Source organism: Belnapia sp. AC561 (assembly GCF_979252845.1).
Map to the genome: position 1 here is coordinate 39,385 of NZ_CEEDBP010000037.1, position 26,374 is coordinate 65,758.

Sequence of the window (26,374 nt, forward strand, 5' to 3'; positions counted from 1 at the left end):
CGATAGGAGCCGGAACGGGGGAATGGGAAGCCATGGCAAGGGTCTTCGGCATCGGGCTGGTCGGGCTCGGCATGGCCGTCGCGCCGCATATGCTGGCGCTGCGCGACCTCGAGGCGGCGGGCCGCGCCCGGCTGATCGGCGGCTTCAGCCCCTCGGCGGATCGCCGTGCCGCCTTCGCCGCGCGCTGGGGCGGACCAGGATCGGAAGCGAGGGCATTCGAGAGCCTGGAGGCGCTGCTCGCCGCCCCCGGCCTCGACCTCGTGCTGGTGCTGACGCCACCCGCCGCGCATCTGCCGGTGGCCCGGGCCGCGGCGGCGGCCGGCAAGCACCTGCTGGTAGAGAAGCCGCTGGAATTCGACGCCGCCCGCGCCGCCGCCCTGGTCGAGACGGCCGAGGCCGCCGGCGTCACCCTCGGCGTGGTCTTCCAGCACCGCTTCCGCCCGGCGGCGCTGCGGCTGAAGGCGGCGCTGACGGCCGGGGAGCTGGGCCAGCCGCTCTCGGCCTCCGCCACCATCCGCTGGTGGCGCGATGCCGGCTACTTCGCCCCACCCGGAGGAGGCATGCCAGGCCGCGGCATGAAGGCGCGGGACGGCGGCGGCGTCCTGCTCACCCAGGCGATCCATACGCTGGACCTGCTGCTGCACCTCATGGGCCCGGTGGCCGCGGCCGCCGCCTTCGCCCGCACCAGCCCGCTGCGATCCATCGACACCGAGGATATCGTCGCCGCCTGCCTTCGATTCGGGAATGGCGCCATCGGCACGCTGGATGCGACGACGGTCGCCCGCCCCGGCTTCCCCGAGCGCATCGAGATCGCCGGGACCCGGGGCAGCGCCATGCTGGTCGCCGAGCGGCTGGAGCTGCACCGCGAGGGCCTGCCGCCCGAGATCGTCGCGGGGGCGAGCGCCGGCGGCGGCGGCGCCGATCCCATGGCCTTCGACCACGGCCCGCACCGCGCCATGCTGGCGGAGCTGCTGGAGGCCATCGAGCAGGGCCGCCCGCCGATGAATGCCGGGGCCAGCGGCCTCGCCGTCCAGCGGCTGATCGAGGCGCTGCTGCGGGGCGCGGGGCGCGGCGAATTCGTCACGCTATAATCCATGGATGATAGCGCACGGGTTGCCGCCGGGCGGGTGCGGGCCCAAACTAGGATCAATCCCGGCGGACCATCCGCCCAATCGAGGAGAGCCCCATGGCCTATCCGAATGTCCAGTTGCACATCAACGGCGAGTGGCGCGCCGCCCGCGGCGGCAAGTCGCTGCCCGTCATCAACCCGGCGACCGAGGAAGTCATCGGCGAGGTCGCCCATGCCTCCACCGCCGACCTGGACGAGGCGCTCGACGCCGCCGCGAAGGGCTTCGCCGCCTGGAAGAAGGTCTCCGCCTTCGACCGCTCCAAGCTCATGCGCAAGGCCGCCGACCTGCTGCGCTCGCGCGCCGACATGATCGCCGCGCTGATGACCGCCGAGCAGGGCAAGCCGCTGGGCGAGGCGAAGATGGAGACGCTGGCCGGCGCCGACATCATCGACTGGTTCGCCGAGGAAGCCCGCCGCGCCTATGGCCGCGTCATCCCGGCCCGCGCCGAGGGCGTCTACCAGCTGGTGATCAAGGAGCCGATCGGCCCGGTCGCCGCCTTCACCCCCTGGAACTTCCCGATCAACCAGGTGGTCCGCAAGCTGAGTGCCGCGGTCGCCACCGGCTGCTCGATCATCGTCAAGGCGCCGGAGGAGACCCCGGCCAGCCCGGCCGAGCTGGTCCGCTGCTTCGTCGATGCCGGCCTGCCGGCCGGCGTGGTCGGCCTGGTCTACGGCATCCCCTCCGAGATCAGCGAATACCTCATCCCGCACCCGGTCATCCGCAAGGTGACCTTCACCGGCTCGACCCCGGTGGGCAAGATGCTCTCGGCGCTGGCCGGCAAGCACATGAAGCGGGTCACGATGGAGCTGGGCGGCCATGCCCCGGCGATCGTCTTCGCCGATGCCGACCTCGACCTCGCGGCCAAGACCCTGGCGGGCGCCAAGTTCCGCAACGCCGGCCAGGTCTGCGTCAGCCCGACCCGCTTCCTGGTCCAGGAATCGCTCTACGAGCCCTTCGTCGAGAAGTTCACCGCCGCGGCCAAGGCGCTCAAGGTCGGCAACGGCACCGAGGAAGGCGTCCAGATGGGCCCGCTGGTGCATGACCGCCGCATCCCCTGGATCGACGGCCTCATGGCGGATGCCCGGCAGCGCGGCGCCGAGGTCCATACCGGCGGCGAGCGGATCGGCAACAAGGGCTATTTCTATGCCCCGACCGTGCTGACCGGCGTGACGAAGGAAGCCCGGATGATGAACGAGGAGCCCTTCGGCCCGCTCGCCATGATCTCCTCCTTCAAGGACTTCGACGAGGTGGTCGATGAGGCCAACCGGCTGCCCTACGGCCTCGCCTCCTATGCCTTCACCCGCTCGGCCAAGACGGCGAATGCCATCGCCTCCAAGGTCGAATCGGGGATGATGACGATCAACCACCTTGGCCTGGCCCTGCCGGAAGTGCCCTTCGGCGGCATGAAGGACAGCGGCTACGGCTCCGAGGGCGGGTCGGAGGCGATCGAGGCCTACCTGAACACGAAGTTCGTGTCCCAGGCCGGTCTCTGACCGGCAGCAGGGCAGGGGCCGCGGCCCCTGCCCATCCCGCTCAGCGCGGCGGCTCGATCCCCGCCGCGTCGAAGGTCGCCCGCGCCTCGCTGCCGGACAGCCAGCGCAGCAGCGCCTCGGCCGCCGCCGGCCCATCCGGCAGCAGCGCCGCCGCATAGGTCGTGTAGGATTGCAGCTCCGCCGGCAGCGGCCCGACGTAGCGCAGCTCCCGCACCATGCGGATTTCGGTGATGGCGCCGAAGCCCAGCTCGTCGCCCGAGCCGCGCAGCAGGTGGTCCATCACATCCGCCCCGGTCGCATAGCGCCGCACCTTGCCGGCCACCGCCGCGGCGACGCCGATCTGCTCCAGCAGCCGGTCGACGTAGAGCCCGGTCGAGGCCCGGTTGAAGACCAGCGTCTGCGCCTGGGTCACCGCCCGGCGCAGCCCTTCCGCATCCTCCACCACCGGCACCGTTGCCCCCGGCCGCACCGCCATGCCGACGCCGACCCGGCCCAGCGGCACGGTCTGGCCCACCAGCTTGCCCTCGGACTTCAGCTCCGCCAGCAGGGCAGGGGGGGCGATCAGCACATCCGGCACGTCGACGCCGGACAGCACCTCCCGCAGCCGCGGCGCCGTCGCATAGCGGATGCGGACTCCCTGGGAGGAGGCGCTGCGGAAGGCCTGGACCGCCGCTTCCAATCCCGGCTCCATGGCCCCGGCACTGAGGATCTGGAGCTCGGCGGCATGGGAGGCATTGCAGGCAGCCAAAAGCAGAAATCCAAAGACCCGCAACAATCGCCGCATTCCATGGCTCCACAACGCAGGGTAGTATCGACCCAAGGGGTCTACACTGTTGCTGTCATGCCTGCCTGCTAAATCTCAGTCATGTACCCTCTCGAATCCAGCATTCGTCTAGAACGCCGTACCCTGCTGGGGGTGCTCGTCCTCGCCCCCGACGCCCGGGCGGCAGCGCCAGAGGCCACGCTGGAGCGCCTCCGTGCCGGCGGCCTGGTGCTGTTCTTCCGCCATGCCGATACCCGCGGGGAGCCCTGCGACCGCAGCTTCCGAATCGGCGACCGCCCCGGCCAGCGCAACCTCTCGCCCGCCGGGCGGGACCAGGCCGCGCGCCTCGGGGCCGCGCTGGCGGCGGCCGGCATCCCCATCGCCCTGCCGGTCCTGGCCGGCCCGGTCTTCCGCGCCCGGGACACGGCGGAACTGGCCTTCGGGGCGGATCGCGTCGCCGTCACCGATGGCCTGCTGGCGGATGACTATGCCGGGGACCGCCTCGCCTGGGTGCTCGCCGAGCACCGCCGCCTCTTCGCCGCGCCGGTGCCGGCGGGCACCAACCGGGTGCTGGTCGGCCATCGCACCCCGGCCATCATGCTGCTCGGCGAGGCGGTCTCCGGTGCCGCCTTCCCGGAGGGCGCCGCCCTGGTGCTGCAGCCCGGGCCCGCCCCGCTGCTGCTCGGCATCCTCGCCCTGGCCCCGGTGCCGGGCGGCGGCTTCCACGGCTGCGGCTAGTTCGCCCCAGATCTAATTGGCGACCGTGATCAGCCCCGCCGCCGCCGCCTCCGCCCAGCGCCTGTTGTCGCGCTCCAGGTAGGGCGCGAATTCCGCCGGGCCGAGGGTCGCCAGATCCGCCCCCAGCTCCTGCAGCCGCTGGCCGATCGCCGGCTTGGCGAGCGAGGCCTGCACCGCCGCGAAGATCCGCTGGACCACCGGCGCCGGCACGCTCGGCGGGCCATACATGCCGTACCAGCCGTTGTACTCGTAGTCCGGCAGCCCCGCCTCGGCCATGGTCGGCACCTGCGGCAGCAGCGCGGACCGCTTCGTGGAGGTCACCGCCAGCACCTTCACCGTCCCGGCCGCCACATGCTGCAGCACCGCGACCGTGCTGGTCACGCCGAGCGGCACATGCCCCGCCAGCAGGTCGTTGAGCTGCGGCCCGCTGCCGCGATAGGGCACCTCGATCAGCGAGATGCCCGCCTGCCGGGCGAAGGAATTGCCGGCATAGCTGGTGGCCGCCTCGGTGGAGCTGAAGGTGATGGTCCCCGGCCGCGCCTTGGCCGCGGCGATCAGCCCGGCGATATCGCCGTAGGGCAGCCGGGCATTGGCCGCGAGCACCAGCGGGAAGCCGGAGAGCATGGAGACCGGGGTGAAATCCTTCACCGGGTCGAAGGGGATGCTCGGCATGGAGTACCGGTTGATGACATGCGCGCCGGTCGCCACCATCAGCATGTGCCCATCAGGCGGCGAGCGCTGGACGAATTCGGCGCCGACCACGCCATTGGCCCCGGCCCGGTTCTCCACCACCACGGTCTGGCCGATCGCCTCCCGCATGCCCTCGGCCAGGGCGCGGGCGAAGATGTCAGTGCCGCCGCCGGGGGCATAGGGCACCACGATGGTGACCGGCCGGTTGGGCCAGATGGGCTGGCCCCCGGGCTGGGCCTTCGCCCGCGTGGCGACCGCCGCCGCCGCGATCGCCCCGAATGCCGCGCGCCTTGTGCTGGCCATTCTTCTTGCCTCCCCAGATCGGATCAGTAGGGCGTATCGCGCATCCCGAGCGAGGCCGCCGCCCGCGCCTGCCAGGCCGTCATCTCGGGCGTCACGCCCTGGCCCTTGAAGCCGCCGCGCACGCTGCCCGGCGCCGCGGATTTGTAGACCCCGGCGAGGCCCGCGCAGAGCGGCCGCCCCTGCGGCACCGCCAGCCAGAGCCGCAGCAGGTGGCGCTTCCGCTCCGGCTCCTCGAAATCCTCGTAATGGGTGCGGGAATGGATGGCGACGTGGTTGTTCACCAGCTGCAGGTCGCCCGGCTCCAGCCACATCGAGAAGCAGAACTCCTCCGAGCTCGCCATCTCCTGGATCGCGTCCAGCGCCGCATGCTGGCGCTCGGTCAGCCGCGGCTCGCCCTCGATGAGCTGGGTCGAGCGGATGTGGTTGCGGATGTAGCGGCTGGCGAAATGCCCCTCGGCCAGGCTGTATACCGGGGCGAGGTAGGTCGGCGTCTCGTCCGCCGCCTCCTCCTTCTGCCGGCTATGCGGGAACAGGCCGTAGAGCGTCTCGACCAGCTCCGGCCGCGTCGCCAGCAGCGCGTTGTGGATGGCGACGGAACTCGCCAGCCGGCTCAGCCCGCCGCTGCGCGCCGTCTTGAGGCAGAGCAGCCCGACGATGTCGCTGCCGTCGGTATGGAAGTCGAGCTCGGCATTGGTGTTGTAGCCGCGCCCGCCGGCACCGCGGTAGCTGCCGCCGGCGTCGCGCACGTCGGACATCAGCTGGCTCGCCTTGCCCTGCGGCCGCGCCACGCCGAGATGCGTGCCGATCGCCCAGAACAGCAGCCGCGCATCCTCGACGGAATATTCATTCACCGGCAGGCCGCGCAGGGTGCGGATGCCGCTTCCCGTTTCCAGCTCCTCGGCCGCCTCGGCCAGCACGGCGGCGAAGGCGCCCAGCGGCATGTCGTCCCGGGTGATCTCGAGCATCGGCTTGCCGCCGGCCTTGAGCCGGGCGAAGCCCGCCTGCAGGTCGGCGATCTCCGCCGCGGTCAGCCGCCGCAGCCAGCGCCCTGAGGCCTCGAGATCGCGGGCGCGCCAATCGGCCGCGGTGGCGACGGGTTGGATCATGCGTGCTTCCTCCTGAGCGGAGGATGGCGGCCCCGGCCGGGCTTGTCGAGGCAGGTTGGACAGCCGATTGACCACCCGCCGCCGCGCCCGCAGCATGGCCGCATGGCATCATCCAGCAGCGGGCCTTCCCCAGGGCAAGCGTCCATGGGGCAATCGCAGAAGCCCTCCCGCCCAGGACCTTCGCGCCAGGCCTGGCTGATGCTCGGCGGCGCCTTCCTGGCCTTCACGGTCGGCGCCAGCCTGATGCATTCCTACACCGTCTTCCTGCTGGCCTTCGTCGCCGACTTCGGCTGGACCCGCGCGGAATCCTCGCTCGCCTATTCGGTCGGCCAGCTCGTCGGCGGCGCCAGCTCGCCGCTCATCGGCAGCCTGGTGGACCGCATCGGCGCCCGGCGCTGCGTGCTGCTCGGCGGCAGCCTGCTGGCCATCGGCCTGTTCGGCAGCGCCTATGCCGATGCGCTGTGGCAGGTCGTCTTCCTGTACGGCGTGGTGATGACCATCGGCGCCAATTGCCTCGGCCTGCTGGTCTTCGTGCCGCTGATCTCCCGCCTCTTCGTCCGCCAGCGCGGCATGGCGATCTCGGTGCTGCAATCGGCCAATGCCTTCGGCCGCGCCGTCTCGGCGCCCACCAGCCAGATGCTCATCACCGGCTTCGGCTGGCGCAGCGCCTACCTGTTCGAGGGCGCGCTGATGGCGGTGCTGATCCTGCCCCTGGCCGGCTTCTTCCGCCGCACCCCGGCCGCCCCGGCGCCCGCGCCCGGCGCCGCCGCGGTGCGCCACTGGACGCTCGCCGAGGCCATCCGCACCCGGCAGTTCTGGCTGCTGTTCATCGTCTACATGTTCACCAGCATCGGCAGCTTCCTGGTCTCGCTCCACCAGATCGCCTTCGCCGTCGATGTCGGCTTCGACCCGCTCTATGCCGCCGGCGTGCTCGGCATGGGCAGCTTCCTGGCGCTGCCCGGGGTCATCCTCACCGGCACTCTCTCGGATCATATCGGGCGGGAGAATTCGGCGCTGCTTGCCTATGGCATCTCCATCATCGGCGTCATCTGCGCGCTGCTCATCACCGGGCCGGAGCATCACCTGCTGCTCTGGTTGCATGGCTGCTTCTTCGGCCTGACCTGGGGCGCCCGCGGCCCGGCCATCACCGCCAAGACGGCCGACCTGTTTCCCGGTCCGCGGCTCGGCACCATCCTCGGCGTCATCACCATCGGCTCGGGGCTGGGGGCGGCCATCGGCTCCTGGGCGGCGGGGCTGATCTTCGACATCTCCGGCAGCTACCGGGTCGCCTTCCTCTGCTCCATCGCCGCCTATGTCGCCGGGTCCTTCGCCTTCTGGCTGCTGCGGAAGGAAAGCCGGCCGCCCGCCGGCACGGTGGCCGAGGCACCCGCCTGATCTTTCGTTGATCGATTCCAACGAAGGACTGTCTTACCAACCAAAATCGCAATACGGCCGGGTCAATGTTCCAGCCCAAGTCGTTTTCGCCGGCGAATACGGCGGCGCTTCTGCGCGGTGCGGCACCGGTTCAGTAACACTTGCAGCAGTTCCAGCGGAAACGGCGCCGCAGGCTTGCCGGGACTTTGGCCAGCGGGCAGGCTGCTTCCGTATTGAACCGGCACACCATGACGCACCGACGCAGCCCGCCCGACCCGACGCGACCCGCCCGGCCGCTGCCCGCCACCCACCGCGCCGCAGGCCCGCACCTGCGCGGCAAGGCGGCATGAGCGGTCAGGTCGAGATCGCCGGGCGCTACCAGCGCCGGGGCACCCTCGGCACCGGCGCCGGCACCATCGTCTACGAGGCCTTCGACCAGCTCATCGAGCGCCGCGTCGCGGTCAAGGTCGTCACCCTGCCGCCGGCCGACGACCCGGAAACCGCCGAGGCCATCGCCCGCTTCCGCCGCGGCGCCCGCGCCGCCGGCGGCCTCGGCCACCCCAATATCGTGGCGGTCTTCGACTATGGCGAGAATGCCCAGGAGGCATGGATCGTCATGGAGCTCGTCGATGGCGGCTCGCTGAAGAACCGGCTCGACGGCGGCGAGCGCCTGCCGATCGGCCAGATCGTGTCGATCATGACGCAGCTGCTCGAAGGCCTCGGCTATTCCCATGCCAAGGGCGTCGTCCACCGCGACATCAAGCCGGCGAACATCATGCTGACCCCGAGCGGCGTGGTGAAGATCGCCGATTTCGGCATCGCCCGGCTCGAGAATTCCTCGATGACCCATGTCGGCACCATGATCGGCACGCCGGCCTACATGGCGCCCGAGCAATTGCGCGGCGAGGTCGTCGACCAGCGCGCCGACATCTGGGCCGCGGGCGTGGTGCTCTACCAGTTGCTGACCGGGGAGAAGCCCTTCGGCGGCGGCATCACCTCGATCATGCAGAAGGCGCTCTATACCGAGCCGATGCCGCCCTCGCGGATGCGGTCCGGGGCCGGCATGGCCACCGGGATGGTCGCCTTCGATGCCGTCGTCGCCCGGGCGATGGCCAAGCTGCCCGTGGATCGCTTCGCCTCGGCCGCGGATTTCGCCGCGGCCCTGCGCCAGGCGGCGGATGGCCCCGGCCCGGTCGTGGCGGAAGCCGCCCGCAGCCCCGCCGCCGCGGGCGGCCCGCGCCTGACGGCCGATGACGGCACCGTGGTCCATGCGCGGCCGCCGCGAAGCCGGCCCGCCAGGCCCCGCAGCCGGCTGCCGCTCCTCGCCGGTGCCGGGGCCGTCCTCGCCCTGGCCGTGGTGGGCGGCATCCTGCTGACGCGCGACCCGCGCCCCGATGCCGGCCGGGTCGCCGAGGCCAGGCCGCCCGCCGCGGCGGTCCCGCCGGCGCCGCCCGGCCTCCCGCAGGCTGCGCCGCCGCCCGCCGCCCCACCTCTCGCCATCCCACCTCCCGCCGCGCCGCAGCCCGCCCCGGCCCCGCCGCCGGCGGCCGAGCTGCAGCCGGCGCCGCCGCCCGTCGCGCCGCGTCCCGCGGCACCTCCCGCCGCGCCACCCGACCTCGCCGCCCTCGCCACGGATCTCCGCGCCTTGCCCTGCAGCCTGCTCCAGGTCGGCCAGTCCGGCCGCCTGCTGACCGTCTCCGGCCTCGCCCTCGCCAGCGAGGCCGAGGCACTGCAGCGCGGCATCGCGGCCCGTGGCGTCCCGCCGGCCGCGGTGCGGCTCTCGGTGGACAGCTTCACCGCGCCCTATTGCGAGACCCTGGACCTCATCCGCCCGGTGGCGGCCCTCGGCGACGAGGCGCCCGGCTTCGCCTTCACCAGTCCCAATCCGCTGCGCGGCGGCCAGCCGCTGCGCTTCACCATCGCCACCCCCGCCTGGGCGGCCCGGCTCCACGTCGCCTATGTCACCGCCACGGGGGAGGTCGGGCACCTCGTCCAGGCCGGCGCGCCCCTGCAGCCCGGCACCAGCGCACCCTTCGGCGAGGCCGGGCGCTGGGTGGCGACGGCCCCCTTCGGCGTCGACATGCTGATCATCGTCGCCTCGGAGGCGCCGCTCTTCCCGCAACGCCGCCGCAGCGAAAGGCTGGAGGAATTCAACATCGCCCTGCATGGCGCCCTGCGCGATGCCCGGGCCGGCGGCCGCGTCGCGGCGCGGGCCGTGCTGGTCCATACGGTGGCCGGCCCATGAGGCGGCACCCGCCGGCGGCGGCCCTTGCCCTGGGCCTCTGCCTGCTTCTCCCGATGGCGGGCGCCCCGGCCCGGGCCGCGGTGACCCTCGACGACGATGCGCCGGCCCCCCCGGCGCCGCCCGCCCGCCGCCCGGCGCCACGGCCGCCCGCGGATGCAGCCCCACGGCCGCCGGCAGATACGGTCCCACGGCCTCCGGCCGATGGAATCCCACGGCCTCCGGCCGACACAGCCGCACGGCCTCCGGCCGATGCCGCCCCGCGCTCCCCGCTACCCGGCGAAACGCCGCGCGGCGCGTCCCGCGCGTCGTCCCAGCGGCCCCCCGCAGCCGCCCCCGCGACCGAGGAAGCCCCGGCCGAGCCGCCCGCCCGCGGCCTGGTGGCCGATGCGCGGTCGCGCTGCAGCGTCTGGGCCCCGGACCTCCGCCCCAACGAGACGGTCGAGTGGACCGGCGCCTGCCGCAACGGCATGGCGAGCGGCCAGGGCGAGCTGCTGCGCCGGATCGGGCCCGATGTGGTCAGCCTGACCCAGGGCCGCTTCGCCGACGGCAAGGTCGAGGGCCCGGCCACCATCGCCCTGGCCGGCGGCGCCTATCTGACCGCCGACTTCACCGCCGGGCAGGCCAGCACCGGCACCATCCGCTACGGCGACGCCAGCACCTATACCGGGGCGCTGCGCAATACCCTGCCGCATGGCCGCGGCACCCGCACCTGGCCGCGCGGCCCGGACTATGACGGCAATTGGGTGAATGGCCAGCGTTCCGGCGAGGGCCGCCAGCAGGACGGCTTCGGCGTCTACAGCGGCCAGTGGCGCAACGACAAGCGCAACGGCCAGGGCACCCAGATCTACCTGGGCGGCGACCGCTACGAGGGCGAGTGGCGGGACGACCAGCGCAGCGGCCGCGGCACCATGCATTGGTCCGGCGGCCTGTACGAGGGCGAATGGCGCAACGACAAGCGCAACGGCGAGGGCTCCGAGACCTACCGGACCGGCAGCCGCTACATCGGCCAATTCGCCGACGACCTGCCAAGCGGCTACGGCACCATGATCCCGCCCGGCGCCAAGCCGCAGGAGGGCCGGGTGGTCGGCGGCTGCTTCATCACCGAGGGCCGCACCTATCGCGTTCTGCCCGGGCCGGGACCCTGCTGAACGGCGGGCGCTATCCCGGCACGCCGCGCTGCCCCGCCCTGACCACCGTCACCGTGCAGGGCGCCTTCTCCGCCACCTCCGCCGAGACGCTGCCCAGCAGCTTCCGCCGCAGCGTCTTCCCCCGCGCGCCCAGCACCACATGGTCCACCGGATTCTGCCGGACGTAGTCGAGCAGCGCCTCCGCCGGCCCGATCGCCTCCAGCACGTGGAAGGTCACCCGCTCCGGCGGCAGGTCGAGCGGCGCCGCCCAGTGCCGCAGCTCCGCCAGCCGCTGCACGTGCTTGTTGTGCCCCTCGGCATCCAGGCTCTGGTCCAGCACGATGCGGTTCTGCCGCAGCACGTTCAGACACGCGAGCCGCGCCCCCGGCACCGTCGCCAGCACATGCCCGACCGTCACCCGCAGCGCCTCCGCCAGCGCCGCCGGCTGCGCCGCCACGTCGACGGCGACCGCGATGATCGGCGCCGCCGCCAGCGCCTCGGCCGGGCCGGGCCGGCGGAGCTGCGGCCGGAAGGCGGGGTTGAAGCGCCGCCGCAGCACCGCGCCCCAGCCGTCCCGCGTCAGCTTCGCCGCCCGCGCCGTCAGCGCGACCTGCCCCGGGTGGCGCAGGTCGAAGGCGAGCTGCGCCGCGCTCGCCGGCCGCCGGCCCGGCTCGACCTCGAGGCAGCGCAGGATCACCTCCTGCAGCCAGGGCGGGCAGTCCGGCCGCAGCGCGCGCGGCGGCACCGGGTCCCGCCAGAGCCGCCGCCGCAGGCCCGACAGCCGCTGCGGATCGCCGAAGGGCCGCACGCCGGTGGTGAAGAAGGCCAGCATCGCGCCGAGGGCAAACAGGTCGCTCGCCGGCTCGTCGCGGATCCGCTCCACCTGCTCCGGCGCCATGTAGGGCGCGGTGCCGTAGGGCAGGCGGAACTCCTCCTCCATCAGATCCGGTAGCTGGGCATGGCGGGAGAGGCCGAAATCGACCAGCACCGCGACGCCGTCCGGCCGCAGGATGATGTTGGAGGGCTTGAGGTCCAGATGCACCACATGCTGGCGGTGCAGCGCATCCAGCGCCTCCGCCACCGCGATGCCGATCGCCACCACCTCCTCGACCGGAAGCGGCAGCGAGGCCAGCCGGCCATAGAGCGACGCCCCCGGCACCCGCTCCATGACGATATAGGGCTGGCCGGTGAAGTCGCCGAGCGCGACGACCTTTGGTACATGCGGCCCGGTCAGCCGCGGCAGGATCATCTGCTCCATCTCGAAGCTGACGATGGCGGCGGGGTCCTCGCCCTCGAAGAGCCGCGGCAGCTTCATCAGGAGCGGGCCGGGATGGTCGGGATGCGTCACCGACCACAGCAGGGCCATGCTGCCGTGGTGCACGACCTCGCCCAGGATGAAGCCGTCCAGCGTGCTGCCGGCATCGAGCCGCGGCCGCACCATGCTCAGCGCCCGCCGTAGAGCCGCGTCGCCAGCATGTCCGGCAGCCCGGCGGCGCGGATCGCCCCCGCCGCCGCCTCCACGTCGTAGGGCACCCGCTGCCAGGACATCTCCTGGCTCCCGGTGTCGAAGATGCCGTAGCAGGCGGCCGGGTTGCCGTCCCGCGGCTGCCCCACCGCGCCCAGCACCGCCAGCCAGTGGCGCGGCCGCCGCAGCGGCACCGGCACCCCGGCCACCGGCTGGAAGGACATCAGCTTGGAGGCGGCGGTGATCCCGAACAGGCGAGGCAGGTGGGTATGGCCGCAGAAGGTCAGCCGCTGCGTCGTCGCCTCCAGGCTGCGCAGCGCCGCATCCGCATCCAGCACGTAGTGCCAGGCATCGGGCGCCGAGGCATCGGCATGGACATAGAGCCGGTCCTCCTCCTCGGCCACCAGGGGCAGGCCGCGCAGGAAGGCCAGCGCCGCCGCATCCAGCCGCCCGCGGGTCCAGTCGACCGCCGCCGCCGCCGCCCGGTTCAGGTCGCCGCCGCCGGTCAGCACCGCTTCGTCATGGTTGCCGAGCAGGGCGAGCGCCCCGCGCCCGACCTCCGCCGCCACCCGCTCCACTACCCATTCGGGGTCCGCGCCATAGCCGACCAGGTCGCCCAGGAAGACCAGCCGCTCCGCCGCCTGACCCGCCGCATGGGCGAGGCAGGCCTCCAGCGCCTGGCGGTTGCCGTGGATGTCGCTCAACAGCGCGATGCGCATCGCCTCATCCTCCCGCTTTGCCGGGAGTTGAGCATGGAATGCCCGCCGATGCCTTGCGCCGGATCAGGCCTGCCGGTAGCGGCTCGGCGCCGGCGGCAGCCCCAGGCGGGTGCGGAGGTCGGAGCCGTCGTAGCCCGCCGGCCGCAGCCCGCGCCGCCGCAGCTCCGGGATCACCAGCGCGACGAAATCCTCGGTATCGACCGGGATGCAGGGGCCCTGGATGTTGAAGCCATCCGCCGCGCCGGTGGTGAACCATTCCTCCATCACGTCGACGACCATCGCCGGCGTCCCGACCACGCCCAGGTGCCAGAAGCCGCCCGAGACCGCCTCGTACAACTGCCGGATGGTCATCCCCTCCCGCCGGACCTTGTCCATCAGCGGGCCGGAGAAGAAGCTCTTGCGCCCCGGCGTCGGGGCGATATCCGGCACCGGCCCGTCGAGGTCATGGCCGCGGTAGTCGGGGAAGTTGTTCACCGCCAGCAGGCCGAGCCCGAGCTTCGGCTCGATCAGCGCCTGCATCCGGTCGAACTTGTCCTGCGCCTCCTGCTTCGTGCGGCCGACGAAGGGCATGATCCCCGGCATCATCTTCACCTGGTCCGGCGTGCGGCCGTATTTCGCCAGCCGCCCCTTGATGGCGCTGTAATAGGCCCGCGCGCCCTCGATATCCGGCTGGCCGCCATAGACCACGTCGCCGCAGCGGGCCGAGAATTCCATCGCGTTGTCGCTGTCGCCCGCGGTGAAGATCGGCAGGTGCCCCTGCGGCGGCCGCGCCACGTCGAGCGGCCCGCGGATCTTGAAGTGCTTCCCGACGTGGTTGAGGTAGTGCAGCTTCGCCCGGTCCCAGAACTGCCCCGTCGCCTTGTCGCGCGGGAAGGCGTCGTCGTCCCAGCTATCCTCGAGGCCCTTCATGACCTCGACGAATTCGATCGCCCGCTCATGCCGGTGGTCGGAGCCGAGCACCGCGTCCAGGCCGAAATTCCGCGCCTCGTCGATCGAGAAGCCGGTGACGAGGTTGGCCCCCGCCCGGCCGCCGCTCATGTGGTCGAGCGTGGCCAGCCAGCGCGTCAGGTTGAAGGGGTCGTTGTAGGTGGCGGACACGGTGGGCACGAGGCCCACATTCTTCGTCACCGCGCTGAGCGCCGCCAGCAGTGCCACCGGCTCGTGCTTGACGATCTGGTGCTCCATCTCCCGGGCGATGGCGGGGTTGTCGAGGTCGCGCACCGCGGCGCTGTCGGCCAGGAAGATGGCATCGAAGCCGCCCTGCTCGGCGAGCTTCGCGCAATGGACGTAGTGGCGGAAATCCATGTTGCCGCCGGCCGGCATGTCCGGGTGCCGCCAGGCGGCGTAGTGGTAGCCGAGGTTGGCGATCGAGAGCCCGAGGCTCATCGTCCCCCGGCTCATGCCGCGGCTCCCTGGTAGCGTCCTGCCGGCCGGCCGATGCCGAGGTGGCCGCGCAAGGTGGTCGCCTCGTATTCGGTGCGGAACAGCCCGCGTCGCTGCAATTCCGGGATCACCAAGTCGACGAAATCCTCCGCCGCGCCGGGCATATAGGGCGGCTGCACCATGAACCCGTCGGCGGCGCCCTCGTGGAACCACTGCTCCATCATGTCGGCGATGGACTTCGGCGTGCCGATGACGCCGAGGCTCCAGAAGCCGCACATCGCCACGTCGAACAACTGGCGGAGCGTCAGCTTCTCCTCCCGCGCCCGATTCATCAGCGCGATGGTCATCTCCGGCTCCCGCCCCGCCAGCCGGGCGGAGCCGAGGTTGTCGGTCCGCATCATCAGCTCCGGCACCGGTTCGTCCAAGGGGTAGCCGGTCAGGTCGGGGAAATGGTTGAGGAGGAGCTGGCCGATGCCGACCTCGATGTTCATCACATCCTGGATCGCGTCGAATTTCGCCTGCGCCTCGCGCTGGGTCTCGCCGATGTAGCACATGATGCCCGGCATCATCAGCAGGTCGGCCTCGGTCCGGCCGAACTTGCCCAGCCGCCCCTTGACCGAGGCATAGTAGCGCCGCGCCATCTCGAAGCTCGGCTGCCCGCCGTAGCAGATATCCGCCGACCGCGCCGCCAGGTCCTGCGCATTGGACGAGGCGCCGGCGGTGATGATCGGCAGCCAGCCCTGCGGGGGCCGCGCCGTGTCGAGCGGGCCGCGCACCTTGAAATGCTCGCCGGCATGGTCGAGCCAGTGGAATTTCTCGCGGTCGAAATACTGCCCGCTCGCCTTGTCGCGGAGGAAGGCGTCGTCGTCCCAGCTGTCCCAGAGCCCGCGCAGGACCTCCACGAATTCGGCGGCGCGGGAATGCCGCGTGTCGCTGTCGATCGGCCCGTCGAGGCCGAAGTTCATGGCTTCGTCGATATTGGTGCTGGTCACCATGTTCCAGCCCATGCGGCCATTGCTGATATGGTCGATGCTGGCCATGCGCCGGGCGAAATTATAGGGGTGGTTGTAGGTGGTCGATGCCGTCGGGACCAAGCCCACATGCGTCGTCACCGCCGCGACCGCGGCGCAGGCCAGCACCGGGTCCAGCTTGACCTGGGCATGTTCCTTGTCGCGGGCGATGCGCGTATCGGTGACGTTCATCACCGAGGCCCAGTCGGCCATGAAGACGAAGTCCATCTTGCCGCGCTCGGCGATGGCCGCGCCCTTGATGTGGTGGTTGATGTCCATGCCGCTCAGCGCCGAGACATCCGGCAGCCGCCAGGCGGAATAGTGGTAACCCGCGCTGGCGATGGAAAGGCCGAGCTTCATCTGGGGCCGGGGATTCGTCATGGCGGGCCGCCTTCTGTCACCCGCGGACTATGCCCCCGCCGCGACCGCGCGGGAAGCCGCATTGCTTGACCCGGCAGAACCCGCCTGACAGGCTTTGCCCAGCATGGAGGCATGGCGATGACCCTTCCGATGGCAGGCAGCAACCGGGCGGCGTGGCAGGAAGCCCGGGTGGACCTCTCGGCGGCGCTGCGCTGGGCTGCCCGGCTCGGCTTCCATGAAGGCGTCTGCAACCACTTCTCGGTCATGCTGGCGCCCGACCGCTTCCTCATCAACGCCCACCGCACCCATTGGGCCAAGGCCCGGGCGAGCGAGCTGCTGGTCATCGACGATAGCGGCAATACCATCGAGGGAGAGGGGCGTCCCGCCACCACCGGCACCAATATCCATGTGCCGATGCATCGGATGACCGGGCACAAGGTCATCCTGCATACCCACATGCCCTATGCCACGGCGCTCACCTGCATCGAGGGCGGGCGGCTCGAGATGTGCCACCAGAATGCCGGGCGTTTCTACGGGCTGGTCGCCTATGACGACGCCTTCAATGGCTTCGCCTCGGACATGGACGAGGGCACCCGGATGTCGCGCATGATGGGCGACAAGCGCGTGCTCTTCCTCGGCAACCACGGCGTCGTCGTCGCCGGCGAGAGCATCGCCGATGCCTTCGACGACCTCTACTACCTGGAGCGCGCCTGTCAGGTGCAGGTCCTCGCCATGTCCACCGGCCGGCCGCTGCTGAAGATCCCGGATGCGACCGCGGCGAAGCTCGCCCACTTCTCCACCCGGCACGAGAATGCCGTCCACTTCCTCTCGGCGATCCGCGGGATCCTCGACGAGGAGGAGCCCGCCTACTCGGCCTAGCCGGCAGGCTTCCGCAGCCTTTCCGCCGTCACCAGCAGCGCCGTCACCAGCACGAAGACCACCACGGAGACGGCGGCGAGCGTCGGGTTGAGCTGCAGGATCATGTCGTCCCACATCTGCTTCGGCAGGGTGGTCGTCACGCCACCGCTGACGAACAAGGCGACCGTCAGGTCGTCGAACGACGTGATGAAGGCAAAGAGGAAGGCCGCCACCAGCCCGCCCTTCAGCAGCGGCACGGTGATCTGCAGCAGCACCTTCACCCGCGTCGCGCCAAGCGTCGCCGCCGCCTGGTCCAGCCGCCAGTCGTAGCCCTTCAGCACCGCCGCCACCGTGACAAAGGTGAAGGGCAGCGCCAGCACGGTATGGCCGAGCACCAGCCCCGCCTCCGTCGCCACCAGCCCCATCTGCGCGAAGAGGTAGAACAGCCCCAGCGCCACCACGATGCGCGGCACGATCATCGGCGCCAGGAACAGCGCGAACATCGCCCCCCGCCAGCGGCTCTCGGACCGCGCCAGGGCCAGCGCCGCGAAGCCCCCCAGCACCACCGCGAGGCAGGCGGTGCCGAAAGCCACCACGAAGGACCGCACCGTGGCGCCGAGCCAGAGCTCCGAGCCGAAATAGACCTCGAACCAGCGGAGGCTGTAGCCCGGCGGGGGGAAGCCGAGGAAATTGCTATCGGTGAAGCCCATCGGGATCACCACCAGGGTCGGCGCCCCGAGGAACAGCAGCACGACAGCCGCATGCGCCGGCAGCAGCCAGCCCAACGCCCGCCGCCCGACCAGCCGCGCCATGACGGCGCCCACCGCCACATGCACCGCCGCCAGGGCGGAGAGGATGGCCACGCCGACCGCCCGCAGCGCCTCCTGCCCCCGCCGCGGCGCGCCGCTCGCCTGGCCGGAGACGGTCGAGAGCCCGAACAGCCGGTCATAGACCCAGGTGGTGACCAGCGCCGCCGCCAGCATCATCACCGCCAGCGCTCCGGCGAAGCTCCAGTTCATCATCTCCGTCACCTGGGAGATGACGAGCTGCGCCAGCATCGTATCGCGCGGCCCGCCCAGCAGGGCCGGGGTGATGAAGAAGCCGAGCGAGGTGATGAAGACCAGCAGCCCCGCCGCCGCTACGCCGGGCAGCGAAAGGTGGAAATGCACCCGCCAGAAGACCTGCCCCGGCGGCGCGCCCAGAGTCCCGGCGGCGCGCGGCAGCTGCCGGTCGATCCCCACCATCACCGGCAGCATGGTCAGCACCGCCAGCGGCAGCATCGCATGCACCATGCCGACCATGACGCCGATCCGCCCATGCAGCACCTCGAGCGGCGCATCCACGATCCCGCCGCCCAGCAGCAGCCGGTTCATCACCCCGTTCTGGTCGAGGGTGATCATCCAGGCGAAGGTCTTCACCAGATAGCTGGTCCAGAACGGGATCATGACGAGCATCACCAGCCACCCGCGCCTGGCCTCCGGCAGCCGCGCCAGCCAATGCGCCAGGGGATAGCCGAGCAGCAGCGCGCCCAAGGTCGTCTGCGCGGCGATGGTAAAGGTGATGCCCAGCACCCGGACATAGACCTCGGTCCCGAGCGCATGCTGGAAATGCTGCAGGGTGAATTCGCCGGTGCCCTCGACCCGCAGGCTCAGCGCCAGCAGCTGCACGACGGGATAGAGGAAGAAGACCGCCAGGAAGGCGAGTCCCGGCAGCGCATAGAGCGCCGGCCCGAGCCGCCTCACAGCGGCACCAGCACGGCCGAATCCGTCGCCCAATGCGCCTGCACCGCGGCGCCGATCGGCGGCGCCGCCGTCCCCGTCGGCAGCCGCAGCACCGCCGTCGTGCCATCCGCCAGCGCGAACAGCAGCCGCGTCTTCGCCCCGGCATAGACCGTCTCGGACACCACGCCCGCGATGGTATTCTCCCCCGCGCCGAGGCGCAGGTGCTCCGGCCGGATTACCAGCGCCGCCTTGCCCGCCACTCGCTCCGCCGGCAGGGCGAAGCGGCCCAGCGGCGTCGCCAGCGCATCCCCCTCGACGTCGCCGCGCAGCAGCGTCGAGGTGCCGATGAAGCTGGCGGTGAAGGCGGTCCGTGGATGCGCGTAGATCTCCTGGGGCGTGCCCACTTGCTCGATCCGCGCGTGGTTCATCAGGCAGATCCGGTCGGACAGCGCCAGGGCCTCCTCCTGGTCGTGGGTGACGTAGACGATGGTCGCGCCGGTCTCCCGGTGCAGCTTCTTGATCTCGATCTGCATGTGCTCGCGCAGCTGCCGGTCGAGCGCGCCCAGCGGCTCATCCATCAGGATGATCGCCGGCTGGTAGACGAAGCAGCGGGCGAGGGCCACGCGCTGCTGCTGCCCGCCCGAAAGCTCGCGCGGGTAGCGCGCCGCGAGGTGGCCGAGCTGCACCATCGCCAGTGCCGCCGCGACCCTCTCCCGGACCTCGGCCGCCGGCCGCCCCCGCATCTTCAGCGGGAAGCCGATGTTCTCCCCGACGGTCAGGTGCGGGAAGAGCGCGTAGTTCTGGAAGACCAGCCCGATGTCGCGCTGATGCACCGGCATCGCCGTGCGGTCATGCCCATCGATGAACAGCCGCCCGCCATCCGGCTCCACCAGCCCGCAGATCACCTGCAGCAGCGTGGTCTTGCCGGAGCCCGAGGGCCCCAGGATGGTCATCAGCTCGCCGGTCCGCACCTCCAGCGAGACCGGCTCCAGCGCGACGACAGGCCCGTACCGCTTGGCGATGCCGTCGATCCGCAATTTCACCTGGCTCAGCGGAGCACCCAGGCGTTGAAGCGTTCCGTTGCCGCCGCCCGGTTGGCGCTCCACCAGCTATCGTCGGCGATCCGCATCACCGCCAGGTTGTCGGGATGCGTCGGCAGCAGCTTGGCCCGCGCCTCGGGGATATGCTCATAGGCCTTCAGGTTGGTCGGGCCATAGGCGAGGCTGTCGGTATAGGCCGCCTGCCGCTGCGGATCGGCGCAGAAGCGGATGAACTGCCGCACCGTATCCGCCTTGGGCGAGCCGCGCGGGATGCCCCAGCCCTCGATGCCGTAGAGCCCCTGGTTCCAGATGATCTTGGCCGGCGCGCCGCTGTCGATCACCGGCTGCACCCGGCCGTTCCAGGTCGGGATCATCGCCACCTCGCCGGATTGCAGCATCTGCGTCGCCTGCGCCCCGCCGGTCCACCAGGCCGCGACATGCGGCTTGATCCGGTCGAGGCTGCGGAAGGCGCGGTCGAGGTCGAGCGGATAGAGGCTCTCCTTCGCCACCCCATCGGCCAGCAGCGCCTCCTCCAGCGTGTCGATCGGGTCCTTGCGCAGCGCCCGCCGCCCGGGGAAGCCCTGCACGTTCCACATGTCCGCCCAGGAGGTCGGCACCGGCCCGCCCAGCTTGTCGGTCCGCACCGCCAGCACCGCGGCATAGACATCGGTGCCGAGCCAGAGCGGGGTGATGCCTTCGGGCATGATCCCCGGCACCTCGGCGGCGGTGAAGCCGATCGGGTCCAGCAGGTTCTGCTTGGCCAGGATGTCGCGCGCCGCGGTGGTCAGGATGGAGGCATCCCAGGTGAAGGACTTGGTCTCCACCATGGCGCGGAATTGCGCGGTCGGCTCGGCCGGGCGGGCGACATTGGTGACCTTCACCCCGGTCGCCGCCTCGAAGGGCTTGTAGAAGGCCTTGCCATAGGCCTCGCCGAAGGGGCCGCCGGGATCGGCGACGGTGATGTTGCGGACCTGCGAGAAGCTTCGCTCCGAGATCAACGCCGGTGCGGCCAGGCCCAGCGCCCCGGCCCGCAGCAATGTCCTTCGATCCATCGTCCCGATCCCCGTTCTTGTCCCACCGGTCCTGCAGGATTCGCGCCAGATGGGATGTGGCGCCAATCGGTGCATCCTGGCACCGAAGCCGCTTGCTCAGGAAGCCTGCAACCGTCCGCGCAACGCCGCCATGGCGGTGTGCACCGCTTCCAGGTCGCGCATGGCGAAGCCCTCGGCCAAGTCGGGGCTCAGCGCGCGCAGCCTCTCGTGCAGCAGTCCGGTGTAGCGCACCTGCCCATCCGGCCCGACCACCAGCCCGTTCGCCGCCTCGAAGCCGGCGTTCCAGCCGATCGCCTCGGCCTCGCCCAGGCCCGGCGGCAGGTCGAGCTGCATGGCGCCACCCTCCCACCGCACCGGATAGCCCCCCGGCAGCCCGAGCGGCCCCGGCGCATGCCCGCGCGCCGCACCGCCCGTCGCCATCGCCACCAGCATCGGCACCCCGGCCGCGCCGGAGATCTCGATCGCCGGTTCGGCCGTCAGCTTCACCCCGGCGAAGCGCGCCGCGACATCCGCCACCTCCACGCCCTCCAGCCAGACGCGCGGCAGCGGCAGGCCGGCGCGCTCGGCGGCCGGGCGGCGGAAGGCGCCGATGGTCTGGTAATGCGCCAGCACGGCGACGGGCATCCCCAGCACCCCGGCGAAGGCCCCCGAGAGGATGCCGATATTGCCCACGCCGCAGGCGACCGGCAGGCCGAGCGCCGCGATCATCCCGTTCACCACGTCCGGGAAGCAGCAATTCACGAAGGCCGCGCCCGGGCATTCCTCGCGCATCGCCTGGGCCACCCGCACCGAGAGCAGCGCCTGGAACACCGCCGTCGCGCTCAGCCCGCCCTCGGCCACCAGCCGGGCCCAGCCATCCCCGGCGGCGATGACGGCGGAGGTCTGCACCGAGGCCGCCTGCACCACGACCTGCGGCTCGTGCGCCGCCAGCACCGGCGCCGCCGCCCCCGGCTGCAGCAGGTCGCATCCCACGCCGAGGAAGCGGGCCGCGGTGCCGAAGACCGCCGCCCGGGCATTGCCCGCCGTCACCAGCCAGTCGAGCCGCGCCCGGTTGCGCCCGGCGATCACCACCGTCACCGGGGCCCGCGCCGTCGCGCCGATGTCGCAGGCGATCCGTCCGGCGAAGGCCCCGGTGCCGAACAGCAGGATGGTTCCGGTCATGCGCGTTTCCTTGAGGCCCCACCCAGCATAGCCCCCATGCGGGCCCGGCGCATCGACAAGCCCTTCCGCCCCGCCCTAAGCTTCCGCCATGCCGGACCAGACCCCGCCGCCGCCCTACGTCCCGCGCCCGCTGGCCCCCGAGGCCCCGCCGCCCGGCGAGATCCGCCAGATCCAGCCCGGCCTGCTGCGCGCCCGCATGCCGCTGCCCTTCGCCCCGGGCCATGTGAACATCTGGTTCCTGGAGCACGACGGCGGCTGGCTCGCGGTCGATACCGCCATCGCCGGCCGCACCACCCGCGCCCTTTGGGACGAGCTGCTGGCCCGGCCGGAACTGGGCGGCCGGCCGCTGACGGCGCTGCTGGTCACCCACTTCCACCCCGACCACATCGGCCTGACCGGCTGGCTCTGCGAGCGCTTCGGGATCTTCCCGATGATGACCCGCATCGAGTGGCTGATGGCCCGCGCCCTCTGGTACGACAGCGGGCCGGACATGATGGCGCAGCAGATCGGCCACTATACCCGCGCCGGCTGCCCGGCCGACTACCTCTCATTCGTCGAGGGCCGCGGCGCCCTCTACCAGCGCTCGGTCGGGGAGCTGCCGCGCAGCTTCCACGCGCTGAAGGATGGCCGGTCCGTCACCATCGGCGGCAGCGAATGGCGGGTGATGACCGGGGCCGGCCATTCGCCGGACATGGCGACGCTGTATAACGCCGAGCGCGGCGTGCTGATCTCCGCCGACCAGATCCTGCCGCGCATCTCGCCCTACATCGGCCTGCATCCGGGCGAGCCCGAGGCCGATCCGCTCGGCGACTTCCTCGCCAGCAACGAGCGCTTCCTGGCCCTGCCGGAGGATACGCTGGTGCTGCCCAGCCATGGCGAGCCCTTCCGCACCCTGCATCGCCGGCTCGAGACGCTCGCCGGCCACCACGCCGAACGCCTGGACACCCTGGCCGAGGCCTGCCGCGAGCCGCTGACCGCCTTCGAGGCCGCCCAGGTGCTCTTTCCCCGTGCCGCCGGGGAGATGGGCCAGATCGGCTTCACCGTGGGCGAGACCCTGGCGCATCTCCGCCGGCTGCAGCGCCAGGGCCGGCTGCTGGTGGAACCCGGCGAGGTGCGTCGCTTCCGGGCGGCCTGATGCTCGACGTCGTCATCGTCGGGGCAGGGGCCGCGGGGATCGCCGCCGCCCGGCGCTGCGGCGCGCTCGGCCTGACCTGCCTAGTGCTGGAGGCCGGCGCCCGCGTCGGCGGCCGCGCCTTCACCGAGAGCACCAGCCTCGGCACCCCCTTCGACCACGGCGCCTCCTGGGTGCACGTCGCCGAGCACAACCCGATGACCCCGCTCGCCGCCGCCCTCGGCTTCACCCGCTACGACGGGCCGCGGCGCCAGCGCGAGATCCTGCTGGTCGGCGACCGCCGCGCCACGCCTGAGGAACGCCGCGCCCACGACGCCGCCTGCGACGCCTGGAAGGAGGCCGCCGAGGCCCGCGCGGCCGAGCCCGGCCCCGACATCCCCATCGCCGCCGCGGTGCCGCAGGACGGGCCCTGGGCCGCCACCGCCTCCCACTGGCTCGGCAGCATCATCTGCGGCGTGGAGCCGGACCGGAACAGCCTGCGCGACTACATCGATACCGGCCTCGACGGCGAGAACCCGCAGCTGGCCGAGGGCTTCGGCACCCTGGTCGCCCGGCTGGCCGAGGGCCTGCCGATCCGCCTCCGCGCGCCGGTCCGGCGCATCCGCGCCGGCCGCACCATCACGGTGGAAACGTCGGCCGGCCCGGTCGAGGCCCGCGCCGCCATCGTCACCGTCTCCACCGGCGTCCTGGCCGCCGGCCGCATCGCCTTCGAGCCCGGCCTGCCCCCCGCCGTCGCGGCCGCCATCGCCGGCCTGCCGATGGCGCTGCTCTCGAAGATCGCCTTCCGCGGCACCGGGTTGGGCCTGCCGCCCTTCGCCCGCCTCGGCCGCCAAGTGCAGGACCCGGCGGACCGCCCGCTGTCCTGGATGATCGCCCCCTTCGGCCGCGACCAGGCCATCGGCTTCATCGGCGGCGACCTTGCCTGGGAGTTGTCCCGCCGCGGCCCCGCCGCCGCCGAGGCCGCGGCCCGCGCCGACCTCGCCCGCTTCTTCGGCGCCGAGGCCGTGGCCCGCGCCTTCCCCCATCCCGCCGTGGTCACCGACTGGGGCGAGAGTCCCCTGTTTCTCGGCGCCTATACCTATGCCCGCGTCGGCCATGCCGGTGCCCGCCGCGTGCTGGCCGAGGCGGCGCTGGCCGGGGGCCGCCTCCGCTTCGCCGGCGAGGCTTGCCATACCCGCTATGCCGGCACCGTCGGCGGCGCCTGGGCCAGCGGCATCGCCGCGGCGGAGGCGACGGCGGCGACGCTTGCTGGCACAGTGCTGGAATGACCCGCTCTCTTTTCGCCGCCCAGGCCGCCGCCTGCCGCGACCGCCTCGTCGCCATCGCCCAGGCGCTGGTCGCCGTCCCATCCCCCAACCCGCCCGGCGACACCCGCGCCTGCGCCGAGGCCGCCGCCGCGCTGATCCGCCAGGCGATCCCGACCGCCGAGGTGACGCTGCACGCGACCTCCGACAGCGTCACCAACCTCGTCGCCCGCGTCCACGGCCATGCCCCCGGATCGTCCCCAGGGCGGCGCGTCATCCTCAACGGCCACCTCGACACCTATCCGGTGAACGAGGCGCTGCCCTGGACCGTCCCGCCGCTCGGCGGCCTGGTCCGCGACGGGCGGCTCTATGGCCGAGGCACCACCGACATGAAGGGCGGCATCGCCGCCTCCATCGTGGCCCTCGCCCTGCTGGCCGAACACCCCGGCCTCTGGCGCGGCGAGGCGGTGCTGACCTTGGCCGGCGACGAGGAATCCATGGGCCCGCTCGGCACCCAATGGCTGCTGGAGAATATCCCGCATGCCAGAGGCGATGCGGTCATCATCGGCGATGCCGGCAGCCCGCGCGTGCTGCGCTTCGGCGAGAAGGGTTTTCTGTGGGTTGAGGTCGAGGCCGTGGGCAAGGCGAGCCACGGCGCCCATGTCCACCTCGGCATCAACGCGGTGGACCGGCTCTGCGCCGCGCTCGACGCCATCCGCGGCCTGCGCGCGCTGCGCCCGGATAGCCCCGCCGCCGTCACCGCCGCCATCGCCGCGGCCAAGCCGATCTCCGAACCGCTGTCGGGGGCCGGCGAGTCGGAGACCCTCTCAAACGTCACCGTCAACATCGGCCGGATCGAGGGCGGCACCTCGCTCAACCTCATGCCCGCCAGCGCCCGCGCCGGCGCCGATATCCGCCTGCCCATCGGCATCTCCTGCGCGACGGCCGAGGCGGCGCTCGCCGCGGCGCTGGCGCCGATCGAGGGCGTCACCCACCGCATCCTCCGCCGCTTCGAGCCGAGCTTCACCGACCCGGGCCACGAACTCGTCCGGCGCGCCGCCGCCGCCGCGGCCGAGGTGCTCGGCGCCCCCTGCGCCGTCAACATGCGGGTCGGCGGCTCCGATGCGCGGCTGTTCCGCATGGCCGGGCTGCCGACCATCGTCTATGGCCCGACGCCCAATGCCATGGGCGCCGCCGACGAATACGCCCTCATCGACGAACTCGTGCAGGTCGCCCGGGTGCATGCGCTGACCGCGCTGGATTTCCTCGCCGCGTGATCGTCTGGCGGCGCATCGCCGGGGCCAGCGACACCACCCGCGCCATCCTCTGGATGCTGGCCTGCGGCGTGCTCTTCATCCTGCTGAACGGGCTGCTGAGGATCCTGGCGCAGCAGCTCGACCCCTTCGTCACCGGCTTCCTGCGCTACAGCTTCGGCGTCGTCGTCATGCTGCCCTTCATCTGGCGCGCCGGCCTCGCCGCCTACCGGCCGCATGCGGTGCTGGGCCAGCTCTGGCGCGGCGCCGTGCATACCGGCGGGCTGCTGCTCTGGTTCATCGCCGTCCCGCACGTGCCGCTGGCCGACATGACGGCGCTGGGCTTCACCACGCCGCTCTTCATCATGCTCGGCGCCATGGTCTTCCTCGGCGAGCGGATGGTCCCGGCCCGCTGGATCGCCGCGCTGATCGGCTTCGCCGGCGTGCTGGTCGTCGTCTCGCCGAACCTGACCGGCGGCGGCGGGCCCTATTCGCTAGTGATGCTGTCCTCGGCGCCGCTGTTCGCCGCCTCCTTCCTCATCACCAAGGCGCTCACGAAACGGGATGCGCCGCATGTCATCGTCGTCTGGCAATCGCTGACCGTCGCGCTCTTCAGCCTGCCCTTCGCGCTGCCTAACTGGGAATGGCCGACGCCGTGGCAATGGGCGCTCTTCGTCCTCAGCGGCATGCTCGGCACCGCCGGCCACCTCTGCCTGACCCGCGCCTTCCGCCTGGCCGACATGTCCATCGTCCAGCCGATCAAATTCCTCGAGCTCGTCTGGGCCGCGATCATGGGCTTCCTGGTCTGGGGCGACGTGCCGGGGGAGGCGACCTGGATCGGCGGCCTCATCATCTTCGCCAGTACGACCTGGATCGCGCGGCGGGAGGCGCGGCGGGCAGGGTAGGCAGGCCGGCCTGCGTTTCCCTGCATCCCCCCCGCCGGTCCAGGGGACGCCCGTCCCCTGGCGGGCTTGGGGCAGCGCCCCAACCTTCCTTCCCCACCCAAC

General features: G+C 72.1%; 22 protein-coding genes. 11 read left to right on the plus strand and 11 right to left on the minus strand.

The features are described 5' to 3' along the window. Positions 1-32 precede the first annotated feature (32 nt). Positions 33-1,091 carry a Gfo/Idh/MocA family protein gene (locus AC0IW9_RS24055; RefSeq protein ID WP_471650848.1) on the plus strand — a complete coding sequence of 353 codons (1,059 nt, stop codon included), beginning with the start codon at positions 33-35 and terminating at the stop codon, positions 1,089-1,091. A gap of 95 nt (positions 1,092-1,186) precedes the next feature. Continuing rightward, on the plus strand, positions 1,187-2,623 hold the full coding sequence (locus AC0IW9_RS24060; protein WP_471650849.1) for an NAD-dependent succinate-semialdehyde dehydrogenase: 1,437 nt from the start codon (positions 1,187-1,189) through the stop codon (positions 2,621-2,623). A gap of 40 nt (positions 2,624-2,663) precedes the next feature. Here AC0IW9_RS24060 and AC0IW9_RS24065 read toward each other — a convergent pair whose 3' ends face one another. After that, positions 2,664-3,371, minus strand: coding sequence for a substrate-binding domain-containing protein (locus AC0IW9_RS24065; protein WP_471650850.1), 708 nt, complete (start codon positions 3,369-3,371; stop codon positions 2,664-2,666). A gap of 117 nt (positions 3,372-3,488) precedes the next feature. Between AC0IW9_RS24065 and AC0IW9_RS24070 the strand changes: the two genes are divergently transcribed. Then, complete coding sequence (locus tag AC0IW9_RS24070; RefSeq protein ID WP_471650851.1) at positions 3,489-4,124, plus strand: histidine phosphatase family protein; 636 nt, start codon at positions 3,489-3,491, stop codon at positions 4,122-4,124. Between the two features lie 12 nt (positions 4,125-4,136). On the opposite strand, the gene AC0IW9_RS24075 is transcribed toward AC0IW9_RS24070, so the two are convergent. Next, on the minus strand, positions 4,137-5,117 hold the full coding sequence (locus AC0IW9_RS24075) for a Bug family tripartite tricarboxylate transporter substrate binding protein (RefSeq protein WP_471650852.1): 981 nt from the start codon (positions 5,115-5,117) through the stop codon (positions 4,137-4,139). Positions 5,118-5,140: 23 nt separating this feature from the next. Then, the gene (locus tag AC0IW9_RS24080) at positions 5,141-6,223 is read right to left on the minus strand and encodes a TauD/TfdA family dioxygenase (RefSeq protein ID WP_471650853.1); all 1,083 of its coding nucleotides are present in this window, start codon (positions 6,221-6,223) and stop codon (positions 5,141-5,143) included. Between the two features lie 144 nt (positions 6,224-6,367). Here AC0IW9_RS24080 and AC0IW9_RS24085 point away from each other — a divergent pair, with 144 nt between their 5' ends. The 3 genes from AC0IW9_RS24085 to AC0IW9_RS24095 all read left to right on the plus strand — a co-directional run bounded on the left by AC0IW9_RS24085 (position 6,368) and on the right by AC0IW9_RS24095 (position 10,990). Then, positions 6,368-7,618: an MFS transporter gene (locus AC0IW9_RS24085; protein WP_471650854.1), complete on the plus strand. Its 1,251-nt coding sequence runs from the start codon at positions 6,368-6,370 to the stop codon at positions 7,616-7,618. Positions 7,619-7,943: 325 nt separating this feature from the next. Continuing rightward, positions 7,944-9,842 (plus strand): serine/threonine protein kinase, encoded by a 1,899-nt coding sequence (locus tag AC0IW9_RS24090; RefSeq protein WP_471650855.1) that lies wholly within the window; start codon positions 7,944-7,946, stop codon positions 9,840-9,842. A 377-nt stretch (positions 9,843-10,219) separates the two neighbouring features. Continuing rightward, positions 10,220-10,990 carry an MORN repeat-containing protein gene (locus tag AC0IW9_RS24095; RefSeq protein WP_471650856.1) on the plus strand — a complete coding sequence of 257 codons (771 nt, stop codon included), beginning with the start codon at positions 10,220-10,222 and terminating at the stop codon, positions 10,988-10,990. Between the two features lie 10 nt (positions 10,991-11,000). On the opposite strand, the gene AC0IW9_RS24100 is transcribed toward AC0IW9_RS24095, so the two are convergent. From AC0IW9_RS24100 to AC0IW9_RS24115, 4 genes are all read right to left on the minus strand, one after another. Beyond that, the gene (locus AC0IW9_RS24100) at positions 11,001-12,410 is read right to left on the minus strand and encodes a protein kinase domain-containing protein (RefSeq protein ID WP_471650857.1); all 1,410 of its coding nucleotides are present in this window, start codon (positions 12,408-12,410) and stop codon (positions 11,001-11,003) included. Between the two features lie 2 nt (positions 12,411-12,412). Beyond that, positions 12,413-13,153 (minus strand): metallophosphoesterase family protein, encoded by a 741-nt coding sequence (locus AC0IW9_RS24105; protein WP_471650858.1) that lies wholly within the window; start codon positions 13,151-13,153, stop codon positions 12,413-12,415. 63 nt (positions 13,154-13,216) lie between these two features. Further along, on the minus strand, positions 13,217-14,554 hold the full coding sequence (locus tag AC0IW9_RS24110) for an LLM class flavin-dependent oxidoreductase (protein WP_471650859.1): 1,338 nt from the start codon (positions 14,552-14,554) through the stop codon (positions 13,217-13,219). Next, complete coding sequence (locus AC0IW9_RS24115; RefSeq protein ID WP_471650860.1) at positions 14,551-15,927, minus strand: NtaA/DmoA family FMN-dependent monooxygenase; 1,377 nt, start codon at positions 15,925-15,927, stop codon at positions 14,551-14,553. The genes AC0IW9_RS24110 and AC0IW9_RS24115 overlap by 4 nt, the downstream gene beginning before the upstream one ends. Positions 15,928-16,038: 111 nt before the next feature. Between AC0IW9_RS24115 and AC0IW9_RS24120 the strand changes: the two genes are divergently transcribed. Then, complete coding sequence (locus AC0IW9_RS24120; protein ID WP_471650861.1) at positions 16,039-16,785, plus strand: aldolase; 747 nt, start codon at positions 16,039-16,041, stop codon at positions 16,783-16,785. Here AC0IW9_RS24120 and AC0IW9_RS24125 read toward each other — a convergent pair. The 4 genes from AC0IW9_RS24125 to AC0IW9_RS24140 all read right to left on the minus strand — a co-directional run bounded on the left by AC0IW9_RS24125 (position 16,782) and on the right by AC0IW9_RS24140 (position 21,738). Then, positions 16,782-18,506 (minus strand): ABC transporter permease subunit, encoded by a 1,725-nt coding sequence (locus tag AC0IW9_RS24125; protein WP_471650862.1) that lies wholly within the window; start codon positions 18,504-18,506, stop codon positions 16,782-16,784. The genes AC0IW9_RS24120 and AC0IW9_RS24125 overlap by 4 nt on opposite strands. Beyond that, on the minus strand, positions 18,503-19,591 hold the full coding sequence (locus AC0IW9_RS24130) for an ABC transporter ATP-binding protein (protein ID WP_471650863.1): 1,089 nt from the start codon (positions 19,589-19,591) through the stop codon (positions 18,503-18,505). Before AC0IW9_RS24130 ends, AC0IW9_RS24125 begins: the two co-directional genes overlap by 4 nt. Further along, positions 19,534-20,577: an ABC transporter substrate-binding protein gene (locus tag AC0IW9_RS24135; protein ID WP_471650864.1), complete on the minus strand. Its 1,044-nt coding sequence runs from the start codon at positions 20,575-20,577 to the stop codon at positions 19,534-19,536. The genes AC0IW9_RS24130 and AC0IW9_RS24135 overlap by 58 nt, the downstream gene beginning before the upstream one ends. 96 nt (positions 20,578-20,673) lie before the next feature. Next, the gene (locus tag AC0IW9_RS24140) at positions 20,674-21,738 is read right to left on the minus strand and encodes a hypothetical protein (RefSeq protein ID WP_471650865.1); all 1,065 of its coding nucleotides are present in this window, start codon (positions 21,736-21,738) and stop codon (positions 20,674-20,676) included. A gap of 88 nt (positions 21,739-21,826) precedes the next feature. On the opposite strand from AC0IW9_RS24140, the gene AC0IW9_RS24145 reads away from it, so the two are divergent. The 4 genes from AC0IW9_RS24145 to AC0IW9_RS24160 are packed head-to-tail and all read left to right on the plus strand — an operon-like array spanning position 21,827 to position 26,272. Continuing rightward, a complete protein-coding gene (locus tag AC0IW9_RS24145; protein WP_471650866.1) occupies positions 21,827-22,873 on the plus strand; it encodes an MBL fold metallo-hydrolase in 1,047 nt (348 codons plus the stop codon). Then, on the plus strand, positions 22,873-24,138 hold the full coding sequence (locus tag AC0IW9_RS24150) for a flavin monoamine oxidase family protein (RefSeq protein WP_471650867.1): 1,266 nt from the start codon (positions 22,873-22,875) through the stop codon (positions 24,136-24,138). Before AC0IW9_RS24145 ends, AC0IW9_RS24150 begins: the two co-directional genes overlap by 1 nt. Then, positions 24,135-25,391 carry a M20/M25/M40 family metallo-hydrolase gene (locus AC0IW9_RS24155; protein WP_471650868.1) on the plus strand — a complete coding sequence of 419 codons (1,257 nt, stop codon included), beginning with the start codon at positions 24,135-24,137 and terminating at the stop codon, positions 25,389-25,391. Before AC0IW9_RS24150 ends, AC0IW9_RS24155 begins: the two co-directional genes overlap by 4 nt. Continuing rightward, complete coding sequence (locus AC0IW9_RS24160) at positions 25,388-26,272, plus strand: DMT family transporter (protein WP_471650869.1); 885 nt, start codon at positions 25,388-25,390, stop codon at positions 26,270-26,272. The genes AC0IW9_RS24155 and AC0IW9_RS24160 overlap by 4 nt, the downstream gene beginning before the upstream one ends. Positions 26,273-26,374: the final 102 nt, after the last annotated feature.